At 42.7% G+C, this 14740-nt stretch carries 10 protein-coding genes; 5 read left to right on the forward strand and 5 right to left on the reverse strand.

What is annotated here, in order from left to right; translation table 11 throughout:
• Nucleotides 1–2: 2 nt before the first annotated feature.
• From EDD68_RS09650 to EDD68_RS09665, 4 genes are all read right to left on the reverse strand, one after another.
• Entirely contained in the window at nt 3–1508 is a 1506-nt protein-coding gene (locus tag EDD68_RS09650; protein WP_132372042.1) for an ATP-dependent helicase ComFA, read from the reverse strand.
• A gap of 128 nt (nt 1509–1636) precedes the next feature.
• Nucleotides 1637–2479: a DegV family protein gene (locus EDD68_RS09655; RefSeq protein ID WP_132372043.1), complete on the reverse strand. Its 843-nt coding sequence runs from the start codon at nt 2477–2479 to the stop codon at nt 1637–1639.
• Between the two features lie 328 nt (nt 2480–2807).
• The gene (locus EDD68_RS09660; protein WP_132372044.1) at nt 2808–3485 is read right to left on the reverse strand and encodes a response regulator; all 678 of its coding nucleotides are present in this window, start codon (nt 3483–3485) and stop codon (nt 2808–2810) included.
• Between the two features lie 158 nt (nt 3486–3643).
• On the reverse strand, nt 3644–4783 hold the full coding sequence (locus EDD68_RS09665) for a sensor histidine kinase (protein WP_132372045.1): 1140 nt from the start codon (nt 4781–4783) through the stop codon (nt 3644–3646).
• A gap of 243 nt (nt 4784–5026) precedes the next feature.
• Here EDD68_RS09665 and EDD68_RS09670 point away from each other — a divergent pair, with 243 nt between their 5' ends.
• Both EDD68_RS09670 and EDD68_RS09675 read left to right on the forward strand, forming a co-directional pair.
• Complete coding sequence (locus tag EDD68_RS09670) at nt 5027–5668, forward strand: YigZ family protein (protein ID WP_132372094.1); 642 nt, start codon at nt 5027–5029, stop codon at nt 5666–5668.
• Nucleotides 5669–5685: 17 nt separating this feature from the next.
• Nucleotides 5686–6717, forward strand: coding sequence for an LCP family protein (locus EDD68_RS09675; RefSeq protein WP_132372046.1), 1032 nt, complete (start codon nt 5686–5688; stop codon nt 6715–6717).
• 348 nt (nt 6718–7065) lie between these two features.
• Here EDD68_RS09675 and EDD68_RS09680 read toward each other — a convergent pair whose 3' ends face one another.
• Entirely contained in the window at nt 7066–8112 is a 1047-nt protein-coding gene (locus tag EDD68_RS09680) for a glycosyltransferase family 4 protein (RefSeq protein WP_132372047.1), read from the reverse strand.
• Nucleotides 8113–8887: 775 nt separating this feature from the next.
• Here EDD68_RS09680 and EDD68_RS09685 point away from each other — a divergent pair.
• The 3 genes from EDD68_RS09685 (at nt 8888) to EDD68_RS09695 (ending at nt 14072) form a co-directional block, all read left to right on the forward strand.
• Complete coding sequence (locus tag EDD68_RS09685; protein ID WP_132372048.1) at nt 8888–10633, forward strand: ABC transporter ATP-binding protein; 1746 nt, start codon at nt 8888–8890, stop codon at nt 10631–10633.
• On the forward strand, nt 10608–12449 hold the full coding sequence (locus tag EDD68_RS09690; protein WP_207902568.1) for an ABC transporter ATP-binding protein: 1842 nt from the start codon (nt 10608–10610) through the stop codon (nt 12447–12449). The genes EDD68_RS09685 and EDD68_RS09690 overlap by 26 nt, the downstream gene beginning before the upstream one ends.
• 246 nt (nt 12450–12695) lie before the next feature.
• A complete protein-coding gene (locus EDD68_RS09695) occupies nt 12696–14072 on the forward strand; it encodes an RsmB/NOP family class I SAM-dependent RNA methyltransferase (RefSeq protein ID WP_132372049.1) in 1377 nt (458 codons plus the stop codon).
• Nucleotides 14073–14740: the final 668 nt, after the last annotated feature.

Genomic DNA, 14740 nt, shown 5'->3' on the forward strand with positions numbered 1-14740 from the left:
CTTTATTCCTCCTGTTCCGTGGGACAGTAATCATGTGTGTGCTTAGCCCGTTGATTCATCTTCTGTATCGATCGCCTCGCCTGAACCATGGCACTTGTTTTATTCTGGTAGAAAAATACAACCTCCCCAAAAGGATCATCTGCACTTCTTCCAGCACGGCCGGAAATTTGCACCAGAGCTGCTTCGTCAAAGACATTGTGCCCCGCATCGATCACGGCAACGTCTACCGATGGAAACGTGACCCCTCGCTCAAGAATAGTCGTGGTTACCAGAATCTGTATTTTTTGCAAGCGGAATTGTTCAATAACTTCCTTTCGTTCTGGGCTGCGGGCAAAAACCTTTTTGCTGTCTGGAATAAGCGAATGGATAAGATGGGCGTCTTCAACTGTAGGAACAAATATCAATAGCTGTCTTTTGCTTGCCTGTTGTTTACGTAACCAGATTTGAACCGGTTCGGGCAGACGTTGTTTTTTTAAACAGGAACGAAGGCGAAGCACGGAAACAAATTGTGGAACCGGAAGCGGGTGACCGTGGTATCGGGCAGGGACAAAAACCGCTGGCAGGAGATTGACCCTGAATTTCCATTTCATTTTTGGACGGGGTGTAGCAGTGAGATAGATTGAAGCGGAATCCGGTTTCCTGGCTCTGCCGGCGGCATGGGGGAGCATCGGGTCAGCATGGAAGGGAAAGGCATCAATTTCGTCGATGACCATAACATCAAAAGCATGATTGTATCGAAGTAGCTGATGAGTTGTGGCAATGACCAGCTGTGCATTCTCGTCTTTGTGTGGTGTGCCTCCATAAAGAGGAACGATTTCAATCGATGGAAAAGTCTGTTGAAGACGGGGATATAGCTCGGTAACTACATCTGTCCGGGGTGTAGCGAGACAGACACGAAACCCCCGTGAAAATGCCCAGTTCAGACCAGGGTAAAGCATTTCCGTCTTTCCAGCACCACAGACGGCCCATACCAGAAGCTCTGTTTGCTGTTGTATAGCTGTTCTGATGCGGTTTGCGGCCTGTTTCTGGAAAGGGGTCAGTTTTCCTCTCCATCGACAGGCATGCTGAATAGTGGGCAGATTCACTGATGGACCATCCCAGCGATATAGGGGTTCAAAAGTACTTACGCGCCCCATTTCAATACATTTTCTACAGTAAATATCATGACGATAAGGTTGGCTGCTGGAGTTGGAAATTTGTAATTTGCGCTGGTAAAAAGGGAAGTATTTTCTAAGGGTTGATTTTTCTGAGGAAGAAAGGAGATGGTGTGGGAGTACAGGATCTGAAGCACAGGCACGAGGGATTATACCGAATAAATGATTTTTTTCATTGCCGCAGCGATTACATCTGTATCCAGACCAGGTTTCAATGATTCCGGGTATTTCGGCAAGATAATGCTTGCGAATGAGATCATCGATTTCCTCATTTGAAAAGGGTAGTTCCTGTCTCAACAGAAGTTTGCCTGAACAAAAACGGGCATAATTCATGATGGTTTGATCGTTTATCACCGGAAAACATCCCTCCAATTCATCTGGAATCAGTCACCTGCCGGGGTGTTAATTAGTTTTTCAACAGAGAATATGAGAACTCCTCTAACCATTTAAAACGTTTTCGACAGGTGACTGGTGCTGATTGATTATTTTATATACCAGCAGATGCCGAGGGCACCTTCTCCCAAATGGGTACCGATGACGGGGCCGAAATAGCTCAGAGTCACATGAACATGATCGTGGGCTTCCTCAATCTTTTTCTTAAGTTTTTCCCCTTCTTCTGGTACATTGGCATGGATAACACAAGCCTCAATCTGTTTGCCTTTTTGTGCTTCCTCAGCCAAAAGTTCAAGAATTCGTTTTAAAGCTTTTTTCTTTGTGCGGATTTTTTCAAAGGGAACAATTTTTGTATCCACAAAGTGAAGCACCGGCTTGACTTGAAGAAGGCTGCCAACCAGAGCCTGACCAGCACTCAAGCGTCCCCCGCGGTGCAGATGGGTTAAATCGTCTACGATAAAGTAGCCCCTCATCGTTTCCTTCATTTCATTTAAACGGGATAAGATGGCTTCCGGTCTCCTTCCTTCCCGGGCCATTTGTGCAGCTTCCAGAACATAAAATCCCTGAGCCATGCAGCTAATTTCCGAATCGAACGGATAGACCTCAATTCCTTCTACCATGTTTCCCGCAGACACCGCAGCCTGGTAAGTACCACTGATTCCACTGGACAAATGTATGGATATGACCGCATCATAGTCCTTCGAAAGCTCTTCAAACAGATCCGTAATCATACCGATAGAAGGCTGTGATGTTTTGGGAAGTTCGTTCGACTGTTTCACTTTGCTGTAAAATTCTTCAGCCGTAATGTCTATTTCTTCCTGATAGGATTCTTCACCAAAAATAACACTGAGGGGGACCATGTGAATGCCCCATTTTTTACGAACATCTTCTGGTATGTAGGCTGTACTGTCTGTCAAAACTGCCGTTTTCATGGCATCTGTCTCCTTTTCATTGACTTGTTCGCGACATGTTAACTGCTTAATATTCTACACGAACATCGTAAAAAATTCACTAAAAATTCCTTTTTTGAAAGTTTCTCGGTACAGCTCTGACAGCGGAGTTCCAGGGAAGGAGCTAGACGTGTTTAAAGTAAGGAGGGGGATCCAGCCAGGTGATGACATCCAATCAGTGCGTTTTGTATTTTTGATGCCTCGGTTGGGATAAGAATAAAAATGAGTGATCCTCTCCAGGCTAACGTGAGGATCACTCATACTCGTGATTAAGTTTGTCTCAATTTCTGGTTTCTGTTTCAGGCAGGCATCAGGACACATCCACCCAGCCATTTTTGATGGCCTGTACAACAGCCTGAGTACGGTCATTCACATTCATTTTTTGTAGAATGTTTGACACATGATTTTTTACGGTCTTTTCACTGATGTAAAGAGCTTCTGCCACGCCGCGGTTGCTTTTTCCGTCAGCGAGGAGCTGTAAAACTTCACATTCCCGGCGTGTTAACAGATGAAGAGGTTTTCGATATTCAACCCGGCTCAACTGGTTTTTCTGGCTTTCCGTTGCGAGACGACGATATTCTTTCACCAAATTATGGGTTACTTTGGGATGCAGATAGGAACCGCCTTCTTTAACCACTTTAATGGCTTCGATTAATTCTTCGGTATCCATCTCTTTTAACAGATATCCCTGTGCACCTGATTTGAGGGCATGGGTTACGTAGCTTTCGTCATCATGTATGGATAAAATCAAAATTTTCAAATCCGGAAATTGATCAAGCAATTTTCTGGTTGTTTCAACCCCATTCATATTCGGCATATTGATATCTAAGATGACCACATCCGGTTGATGTATAGAAATCAGTTCAACAGCCTGGTTTCCGTCATCACCTTCTGCCACAACTTCAAAGTCCGGTTCAAAGTCAAGGATTCGTTTGATTCCCTCACGGAACAATTTGTGGTCATCAATTAACACTACTTTAATCGGCATCCTTTTTTACCTCCTGCATTTGCGTTTCTACCATTCTCCCATCCAAATTCTTATGCCCATCATCATAAAACCATGCCGTTTTTGTCAATAAAGATCGATTCACCATGTCTATTTTCATTATAATATATAAAATATAGGAAATATAGAGCAATTTATTCTTAAGGCCGAAGTGGGACTTTTATTTCAATTTTCGTTCCCCGACCCGGTGCAGAATCAATCATAAGTTCTCCGTCCAATATCTCAACCCTCTCCTTCATTCCAATGATTCCAAAAGACCCTTCCTTTTTTTTATCAGGATTAAAACCAACCCCATTATCTTTTACAATCATGTTCACCTTGCTTTTCTTCAACTCCACTTTAACCTGAATGAGTGTAGCATCTGCATGTTTGACGGCATTTTGTACGGCTTCTTGCACCAATCGGAATAAAGCCACTTCATATTTCGAATCGATCCTCTTTTCCTGTCCGAAAGATTGAAACTCTATTCGGGTGTCATGGTATTCTTCGACGGTATCCAAATACTTCCTCATCGTCGGAATTAATCCCAGGTCATCCAGGGCCATTGGCCTCAGATCATAAATAATTCGTCGAACTTCATAAAGGGCAGAACGAACATTTTCTTTCATCTCTTTGACTTCTCTCATAGCGGCCTCAACACCACGCTGACGAAAGGTGCGCTCCACAAGATCTGACCTGAGGAGCACATTGGCGAGCATCTGAGCCGGCCCATCATGAATTTCCCGTGATAGTCGCCGCCGCTCCTCCTCCTGTGCATCAATAATTTTTAGCCCGAAAGCCTGTTTTTCTTTCGCATCTTCAATTGCATCAGAAACCTGCTGAAAATCATCGGTCAAATATTTTAGAATCGTTGTGATTTTGCTTAAAAGCCGTTCGGCACGATCAATGGTACGTGAAAGGGATTTTAGTCTTTTCTCCAGCTCATCCCGGCGCCTTCTGATTTCCTTTTCTTTTTCCCTGTGAACCAGAAGCTTTGTCTGCATTTCATGTGCCCGCTCATAAACTTCACGCACCTGTTCCTCGGTATATCTGTCAAAATGTTTGCTGACCTCAGACAGCCGATACCGTTCTTTTTTTACTCTTTTTTCAAGCTCCTGTTCTTCTTCAATCATTTCCTGTACCCGTACTTTTATAGACTCCAGTTCCTTCTCCAGATTTTCAATTTCTGCTCTCGTTTCTTCGCTGATGTGAAGTACTTCTTCTTTACTATGGGATACAGCTTCAATCATCTCATCGATGACTTGATTTAATGCTTTTTCACCATTCTTTGTAAAGGACATGGAAATTCTCCTCCACTTTTCTCATGAAATTCATTCGTTTGGCCTAATCCTCTTATGAGGGTACTTATTCAAAAATTCCTATTTAAAAATCTCGTTTGCTGCCGAAAAGTTATAAATTTAAATTTTTTTAACCCCTTAATATGTAAATGAACACCACAATTTGACAGGCTTTTTTCGGTTGAAAAATGTTTGCTGATTTCTATCGACTCTTTTATAATGAATTGTCAGGAGGCTTACCGCAAGATGTTAAATCAATATTATACCGTAAAAAAAGAAGGATCAAATCAAATCGTCATTCAGAAATCCCGATTTATCGGTTATGTCAAACGGGTTGAAACAGAAGAGGAAGCCCAGGCATTTATTCAGGCCATTAAAAAGAAACACCATGATGCAACCCATAACTGTTCAGCTTATATGATTGGCGAAAACGATCAAATACAAAAAGCAAATGATGACGGTGAACCGAGTGGAACGGCCGGCATTCCGATACTCGAAGTTTTAAAGAAAAAGCAGTTGAAAGATACCGCAGTCGTTGTCACCCGTTACTTCGGGGGGATTAAACTGGGTGCTGGCGGATTGATTCGGGCTTATTCACGTGCAACTTCAGAGGCTCTTCAGATGACCGGTATTGTTAGAAGACAACTGATGAAACAAATCATCGTTGAAAGCGATTATGCTTTATTAGGGAAATTGGAAAATGAACTGCGGTCTTCCTCCTATATCATCGATGGAATGGAATATACCGATAAGGTCAAACTGAACATATATGTTCCGAAAGATGAAGAAGAGACAGCATTAAACTGGCTCATTAACCTCACCAGCAATCAGATCACCATTACTCATGGTCAAATGAAATATATCGAGGAAGATGTAACTCCGCAGTAAAAGGAGATTGAACAACAATGGGTCAAAAAATAAAAAGGCGCAAAAAGTTAAAATGGTTTATAGGAGCCATGGTTGCCCTTTTAATCTTTGCTACCGGTGCAGCGGTCGGCTATGCTGTTTATTTAACCGATATGGCAAAGGATACAACGGAAAAGGCGCAAATTGAATTAAAACGGGGCGACATATCCGAGAAACGAACAGAGTCAGTTGACCCTGAATACGACAATATTTCTGTTTTATTTCTGGGTATTGATGATAGCAATTCCAGAAATTTCAGTGAGAGCGCCCGTTCAGATGCCATGGTTCTGGCTACTTTTAACGAAAAAGAGAAATCCATCAAACTGGTGAGCATCCCAAGGGATTCCTATGTTTATGTCCCCTATGAAGGCCGGTATGACAAAATCACACATGCTCATACCTATGGCGGAATTGATGCTTCTATTGAAACAGTGGAGCATTTATTCGATGTTCCTGTTGATTATTTTGTCCGATTGAATTTTGATGCTTTTGTTGAAGTTGTTGATGCGCTGGGCGGGATTGAATTTGATGTACCTTTTGCCATCAGTGAAAAAAACAGCGATGATGTAGAAAATGCCATTTATCTAGAAGAAGGACCGCAGCATCTTAATGGGGAAGAGGCTCTTGCCCTTGCCCGCACGAGAAAATATGACAGTGACCTTGAACGCGGCAAGAGACAAATGGAATTATTGAAAGCGATCTTTCGCAAAGCCGCATCCATTCAATCCATTGGCCAATATGACGATGTCATTGAGTCATTGGGCGGGAATATGAGCACAAATTTAAGTTTTGACGAAATCGTGTCATTTCATGACTATGTCATGAACCGAAAATCCTTTAACATTGAAACGTTGCAGTTACAGGGGAATCATTCCATCATCGATGAAATTTATTATTACCAGCTGGATCAGACGAACCTGAGCAAAGTAAAAGAAACATTACAGGCCCATCTGGAGCTTGAACAGTCACTGATCACTGATGAAAACCATCCGGCGCTTACTCAGCCAGAATCATACGAGAGCGGTTTATAATTGAAGCACTTAGTGATTGGGATTTCCGGAGACGTAATTGGTCCCGGAATCCTTTTTTATTTGTTTCAAAACCCTGTTTCGTTGAGATATGCGGATTCCTCTTGCGATGCTTTATACAAAAAACAATCGCCCCCTGTACTATGAATGGATCGTTACTCCTGCCGAGTCTTCATCCAGGCATGCCAGAAATATTGGGAGTCTCTTATTGTAATAGACGAATGCCCAGGCATTAAATTTTGTCAAATAAAGCTTATCCTTATAGACAGTGACAGAAGGGCAGCCGTCCATGCTGGTTCCTTCGTATAAAAAAGGCTCCTAACAAAATTAGAAGCCTGCAGTCGGATTAGATTATCTTTTCGTTCTGTTGTCCCGCACTAAATTTAGCAAAGGGCGATAATTATGGCTGATTAAGCCAGTCATTTCCACAATAATTTCAATTAATAGCATCACGATTCCTAATATAAAAAGAGCTCCCCACAGAGTGGACTGAGTAAAAATAACAGCCGCGAGACTAAATAAAGCACTCATGGTGTAAATCATTAATACTGTCTCGGGATGGCTGTAACCAAGACGTAACAAACTGTGATGCAAATGAGACTTATCTGGAGCTGAAATCGGTTTCCGGTGAAGAATCCGGCGAACAATGGCAAAAATGGTATCTGAAAAAGGCACTCCCAGAATGATCATTGGTATGACAAACGAAAACAATGTTACATTTTTAAATCCTAACAGAGAAAGTACACTGATCATGAAACCTAAAAATAACGCTCCTGAATCTCCCATAAAAATTTTTGCCGGATAAAAATTATACACCAAAAAGCCCAGTGTACTTCCAAGTAAAATAAAGCCAATAATCACCACAAAAGTATTACCCATAGTGATCGCAAGTCCAGATATGGTGAGCAATGCGATGGAAGAAACGCCTGCCGCCAACCCGTCCAGACCATCAATTAAATTAATGGCATTGGTTACCAGGACAATCCACAAAATAGTAATAGGGATGCTAAAATGCCCAAAGTGAAGCTGCCCCTCACCAAAAGGAAGGTTAATAAAATCGACGGTAACACCTCCTATGGCAACAACGAGAGCAGCAGCCAGCTGACCTGTCAGTTTCCATAATGGGGTTAACTCCTTGATATCATCCATGACTCCTGTCACGATAATAATGAGTCCACCGATCAGAATCGGCCAGATCGTTGAATCGTTCGGGAAAAATAAAATCATTCCCCCGAGAAAACTCATATATATGGCTAATCCCCCTAAACGGGGCATGGCTCTTGTATGAACTTTTCTCTGGTTCGGCTGATCAACAGCCCCTAATCTGATCGCCAGTTTTTTAACGAATGGCGTAACAAGGACTGAAATCAGAAAACAAATTATTAAGGCCTTAAACATATACAAAAGACCCTCCTCGTTGTTTAGTATGTCCTTTTCCTGATCTTTTGAAGAAGTTATTACTTTCCATCCTGGTTCAATAACGTGTGGATATTTTCAGAATGATAGGACATCATTTCCATTGTTTCGTGTTCGGTTGAATACCATACATGTAGCATCCTCTTTGAAACGAATGTAAATGGAGTGTAAACATTTGTTAAAATCAATATCCATTATACTACACTTTCTATATATTTGAAGGATAAATACCGTAAAAGGTTACACTCTTTCCCCGAATTTTTATCCAGAAACGAATGAATCAGATTTTTATTACCTATAAACACCTGGTGAATCCACCGTCTAAAAAACATGAAAAAATCTTTAATGGTTCTAAAACCCCTTCGGATCGAAATATGTTTCAGGCAAAAAAAAGTGCTGCCCACCAGGGGCAGCAAAAAAAAGCGTCTAGTTATGAGTATTGATCGAGGCTTGTTTCTATTGTAATAAAGTTTTCATACTCGTTTCAACCATTTCTTGTTGAGAAAATTCGATCGTTTTCGATAGATTTTTTTCTGCTTTTTTGTGGGATTTTCTCAACTTTCTTTTGCGATTAATGAAATATAATGGCCACCACGTACAAGCCACTGGTTTGATCAATTATGATATCTCCCGTATAAGGTGTATGATCAGGATTGATCCCCTGGTGAATACATGAAAAAACTTTAAAACTGCCAAAATGTACAATTCATTGTAAAATAAATATCATTGGAAATGTCTATTGTCTGGAGGATCCATCATGCACTTTGTGTTTAAATATCTAAAACCCTATTACGCCCATATGGCTGTTGCCTGGTCATTGATGCTCATTGAATTAGCCGTCGAACTGCTCCTTCCTTTTTTCTTAGGAAAAATGATTGATGATGGGATTGTTGCTCACAACTTACACACAGTGGTGATGTGGGGATTGATTATGATGGGGCTCGCCCTACTTGCTTTTTTGGCGGGTGTTACCAATTCGTTTTACTCATCCCATGTCACGTTTCGATTTGGATACGATGTAAGAAAAAAACTATTCGAAAAAGTTCAGGCGTTTTCATTCAAAAATTTAAACGAATACCCTACATCTACCTTAATAACCCGGTTTACCAATGATGTGCGCCAGATTCAGAACGGAATATTTATGGGGCTTCGGATTATGATCCGCGCTCCCCTGCTCGTTGCGGGAGGAGTTATGATGGCTTTTGTGGAGAACTGGCGCATTGCAATGATTTTTTTGATTCTTGTTCCCTTACTAGTCGGATTTTTATTCTGGGTATTAAAAAAGGCAAGACACTTATTTGAACTTGTTCAAGACCGGCTTGATCAGGTCAATCGGGTCATGCAGGAAAATTTATCCGGCATTCGCCTGATTAAAGCCTTTTTGCGAAGTCGGTTTGAAAGGGGACGGTTCAAACAGGCTAATCACGAATTGATGCAGTACACGAAAACATCTCTCCGGTTCATTGAAACATCCATGCCTGTTCTGTTATTGGTCATGAACATGAGCTTATTGTTCATTATATGGTATGGAAATATTGAGATTTCAAACAACCGGGCCACTGTCGGGGAAGTAGTAGCCATTGTCAATTATGCATTGAGAGTTTCCATGGCTATCGGAATGTTTGGCTTTTTGTCCATGGCATTTGCACGAATGACCGCATCGGCCCACCGACTGGAAAAGGTCATGAATGCCGAAATTGACCTTCTGGAATCCGAGCAGGCAAACGCACACCATACGATTACAGCCGGCAAAGTCGAATTTCATGATGTCTCGTTTCGTTATCCCGATTCAAAGGAAAAAATCCTTTCGAACATCACCTTTACCGCTAAACCAAAAGAAAAAATCGCAATTATCGGCGCGACCGGTTCGGGTAAAACCACCCTCTTTCAGCTCATCCCCCGGCTTTATGATGTAAGCGGGGGCAAGATTCGGATTGATGGGGTAGATGTACGTGACATGAAACTCGATCTTTTGAGAAAAAAAATCGGCTACGTTCCCCAGGATCCTCTGTTGTTTACCGGTTCCATTTTCGAAAATATTGCCTGGGGAAAAAATGATGCAACCAGAGGGGAAATCATCCAGGCAGCAAAAGATGCGCAGATCCATGATACCATTGCCGGTCTGCCAGAGGGATATGAAACCATGATCGGACAAAAAGGGGTCAATTTATCAGGGGGGCAAAAACAGCGAATGTCGATTGCCCGGGCCCTGGTACGCAAACCTAAAATTTTAATGCTTGATGACAGTACCAGTGCACTCGATTTAAAAACAGAAACAAAATTGCTTCAAGCCATCCAAAAATATGATTGTACAATTCTGATGGTTACTCAGAAAATTACGACCGCGATGACAGCCGACCGAATTATTTTGATGGATGAGGGCAGGCTCATTGCTGCCGGCACCCACAAACAACTGTTAGCGACATCCAGTTTATATCAAAAAATCGTCCAGTCCCAATATGGAAAGGAGGAAAACGATGAACATCAGGAATATCTTTCTTGAGCCCTTTCAATATGAAAAGGTCGACTTACAGGAAGCTGAACAGGTTAAAGATGTCCGGGCAAAACCAAAGGTCAGGGACTGGAAGGGAACCATCCGGCGGTTGATCAGCTATTTAATGGAGGAAAAATGGCTTCTCCTATTGGTGCTTTTAATGGTGGTTGCCAGTTCAGCTCTCGCGATCCTTGGGCCGTACATGATTGGAATGGCTGTCGATGACTTTATTGTAGAACGAAAAGAAACAGGACTGGGAACGGTCATCATCGGACTGTTAGTGGTATATAGTTTTTACTCATTATCCATGTTTTTACAGCAATTTTGGATGATCGGCATTGCGCAGAATACGGTATTTCGCCTCCGCTCTCAGGTTTTTGATCAGTTACACAGCCTTCCTATTGCCTATTTTGACAGACGCCAGTTCGGGGAAATTATGAGCCGGGTCACGAACGATGTGGATAACATCAGCAACACGTTAAATACTTCGGTCATCCAGATTGCCTCCAGCATCCTGACATTAATCGGGACAGTAACCGTTATGTTTTACTTAAGTCCCCTGCTGGCTATCGTAACCCTTATCATCATTCCAATGATGGTGATCGGAATGAGATGGATTACGAAACGAACGGGTCCGCTGTTTAAAATACAGCAAAAACGTCTGGGTGAAATGAACGGATATGTAGAAGAAACGATATCTGGCCAGCGGATCGTGAAAACCTTCTCCCAGGAAAACCGGGTTAAAAATGAATTTCATGAAAAAAATGACTCTGTGATGCAGGCGAGTTACTGGGCAGCGGTGTTTTCCGGAGCTATACCAAAGCTCATGAATATGCTTAACGCTTTCAGTTTTGCCCTGATTGCTTTTGTGGGAGGAATTCTGGTCCTTCATGATCTGGCCTCGGTAGGAACAATTGTGATTTTTTCCGAGCTTTCCAGACAATTCACCCGTCCGTTAAACGAACTGTCAAACCAGTTTAACCAGCTTCTCTCCGCAGTAGCTGGTGCGGAAAGGGTTTTTGATATTATGGACGAAGATCGGGAAGAACTGGATGAAAAACACGCGATTGCGATCGAAGAACCTGATGGACATGTCGTGTTCCGGCATGTTACGTTTGCATACAATAAAGATGAAGTTGTTTTAGATGACATCTCCTTTGAAGCGAAACCAGGTGAAACCGTCGCCTTTGTCGGTCATACCGGAGCCGGAAAGACAACCGTCATTAACCTTATTTCCCGGTTTTACAATTACAATGGTGGCCAAATCTTACTCGATGGAATTGACCTCAAAAGCATTAAACGATCCAGTCTGCGGAAACATATGGCATTTGTCCTGCAGGATGCATTTTTGTTTCAGGGCACAATTCGGGAAAATATCCGCTATGGAAAATTAGACGCTACCGATGACGAAATCATAGAAGCCGCCAGACTGGCCAACGCCCATTCTTTTATCATGAAACTTCCCCAGCAATATGATACGGTTTTAGATCCGGAGGGAAGCGGCATCAGCCAGGGGCAAAAACAGCTGTTAACGATCGCCAGGGCTATTCTCAGGGATCCCAAACTATTAATTTTGGATGAGGCGACAAGCAGCATTGACACCGTCACAGAAGTCAAAATTCAGGAAGCCCTTGAAAGACTGATGAGAGGCCGGACAAGCTTTGTCATCGCCCACCGTCTCAACACCATACGAAATGCAGATCGGATCATTGTTTTAGAAAACGGCAAGTTAATCGAAGAAGGATCCCATGACGAGTTGATCAATAGAAACGGCCATTATGCTGATTTGTATAAAAATCAACTGATGGAAGGGACCCGCAACTAAACATAAAGGCCATCCGCATATCGACTTCCTGATGCGGGATGGCTTTTATGTTTTTTGTTCCCCACATTGAATGAACTGTTGGTTGGCATGATGATGTGAGATGACGGGAAAAAGTCAGAAAAGGCATACTCGGGAGTCCGGGACCAATCCAACGTCCTATTTAGATAGAGTTCTGGCATTTATTTTTTCCTTCAAATCTGGTATAACTATACCGATTACTTATCGTACGTGGAAGGAGATAATACCATGAAGCTCCCAGAATCATTTAAGGAAAAAATGGCCGGACTATTATCCAGGAAAGAATATACATCCTTTATCAGCAGTCTTGATGAAAAACCCCTCAAAGGGCTGCGGTTTAATCCTTTGAAAATGACTTCGGGAGAATGGGAAGAACGTGCCCCTTTTCCACTAAAACCCGTCCCCTTTTGTCCCACAGGATATTATGTTGATGAAGAAGAAAAGCCGGGAAAGCACCCTTACCACCTGGCAGGGCTGTATTACATTCAGGAACCGAGTGCCATGGCTCCAGTTGAAGTGCTCGATCCAAAACCTGGAGAACAAATTCTTGATTTGAGTGCCGCTCCCGGGGGAAAAAGTACACAAATTGCAGGAAAAATGAAAGGAAAAGGGTTGCTCGTTGCCAATGAAATTCATCCGAAACGAGTCAAAGTCCTGGTGGAGAATATAGAACGAATGGGTATTACGAATGCGATTGTCACCAGTGAATCTCCTGAAAATCTATCTCAAACATTTACGGGCTGGTTTGATCGCATACTCGTAGATGCTCCTTGCTCCGGTGAAGGGATGTTTCGTAAAGATCCAGAGGCCCGGGAATTCTGGTCCATCCAGCACGTTGAAAAATGCTCCATCACTCAGCGGAAAATACTCGATCATGCATATGCTATGCTAAAAACCAATGGCGTGCTTGTCTATTCCACCTGTACGTTTTCTCCCGAGGAAAATGAACAGACCATTGAACAGCTTTTACATCGGTATCCCGGGCTGAAGCTCGAATCGATTGAAAAAGGTCCGGGGATGGAAGACGGGCGGCCTGAATGGAGCATCCATCAACATCAATCGTTAACATACACCGCCAGAATCTGGCCCCAGTCCGGCATCGGAGAAGGGCATTTTATCGCAAAGCTACGAAAAACAGAAGAAACGACCCCTTCTTCCCTGCCCGTCAAACAGGCCCGCGTAAAAAAGGGAGATTTGGCCATGTTTGAACCATTTGCCCGAACATGTTTGAACATGGATCTATCTGGATCCTTATATCAAGTAAAACAACAACTTTTTATGCTGCCTGAAGGATATCCTGACCTAAAACAGGTAAACATTCTACGTGGAGGACTACACCTTGGAACATTTAAGAAAAACCGTTTCGAGCCAGCTCATGCTTTGGCCATGGCTCTGCGAGAGGATCAGGTCCAACATACCTTAAACCTGAAGTCAGATTCTGATCATTGGAAACCTTATATTCGCGGGGAAACGATGCAAACCGATACTGATCATGGCTGGACGTTAGTGACCATCGACGGATATCCTTTAGGTTGGGGAAAAGATGTTAAAGGTGTGCTGAAAAACTTTTATCCGAAAAGACTCCGGCTTTTGTCTTTGAAGTAATATATAGGATGGTTTGGTTTGAAGCTGCCCGAAGATCCTGTACAACTGAATGTTTATGAAAGCAGGTGCCTTCCTTCTTGAACAATCACATGGACCGACTCAAACTAGAACACATCGATATTGGCTCACATACAGACGGTTCCGACAGGTTTTAACATTACCGCTTCCCCTATCAGGCATAGCCGGAAGTCAATTTTCATCATATTTCCCTTTCCACATCCTTTTAGGAAAACATATGAACATACCATTGATGATCAGTTCATGACCGGGAGAACTGAACTAGGGAAAGCGATGAATCGCCGGCTTTTTCTGACAGCTGAAAAAGTGGTTGAGGATGGCACTCGGTTCCACAAGGGTAGCTCTCTGAAAAAAAAGAATACGCTACTTCGGCGTTTTGCCCCTTCTCCCCATTCATTGCTAACCCGGGAACCATAAGCTTTTAAGGCTTGGGCATTTCAATAGCTAAAGCCATAACAGATGTTCGTCAAAGGAATCCCGTAGAAACCATTATCCAGCGGAGGGATAACAAACGGCATGGAAGCAGCAAAGGCAATGGCATTAGGAGGAGATCTTTTCGTTTATCCCGCTCCATTTTAAAAGAACCACTACATCGGAATAAACTTTAACTTCAGCTGCTGGAACAAAAAATGTTGCTGAATTTAAGAAGA

The organism is Melghiribacillus thermohalophilus (assembly GCF_004342905.1).
GTDB classification, from domain to species: Bacteria; Bacillota; Bacilli; order Bacillales; family Alkalibacillaceae; genus Melghiribacillus; species Melghiribacillus thermohalophilus.

What these genes read in the sequence shown, in the direction of transcription:
- EDD68_RS09685 (WP_132372048.1), top strand. Translation starts at nt 8,888, where the DNA reads ATGCACTTTGTGTTTAAATATCTAAAACCCTATTACGCCCATATGGCT.
- EDD68_RS09665 (WP_132372045.1), bottom strand. Translation starts at nt 4,783, where the DNA reads ATGTCCTTTACAAAGAATGGTGAAAAAGCATTAAATCAAGTCATCGAT.
- EDD68_RS09660 (WP_132372044.1), bottom strand. Translation starts at nt 3,485, where the DNA reads ATGCCGATTAAAGTAGTGTTAATTGATGACCACAAATTGTTCCGTGAG.
- EDD68_RS09675 (WP_132372046.1), top strand. Translation starts at nt 5,686, where the DNA reads ATGGGTCAAAAAATAAAAAGGCGCAAAAAGTTAAAATGGTTTATAGGA.
- EDD68_RS09680 (WP_132372047.1), bottom strand. Translation starts at nt 8,112, where the DNA reads ATGTTTAAGGCCTTAATAATTTGTTTTCTGATTTCAGTCCTTGTTACG.
- EDD68_RS09690 (WP_207902568.1), top strand. Translation starts at nt 10,608, where the DNA reads ATGAACATCAGGAATATCTTTCTTGAGCCCTTTCAATATGAAAAGGTC.
- EDD68_RS09695 (WP_132372049.1), top strand. Translation starts at nt 12,696, where the DNA reads ATGAAGCTCCCAGAATCATTTAAGGAAAAAATGGCCGGACTATTATCC.
- EDD68_RS09655 (WP_132372043.1), bottom strand. Translation starts at nt 2,479, where the DNA reads ATGAAAACGGCAGTTTTGACAGACAGTACAGCCTACATACCAGAAGAT.
- EDD68_RS09670 (WP_132372094.1), top strand. Translation starts at nt 5,027, where the DNA reads ATGTTAAATCAATATTATACCGTAAAAAAAGAAGGATCAAATCAAATC.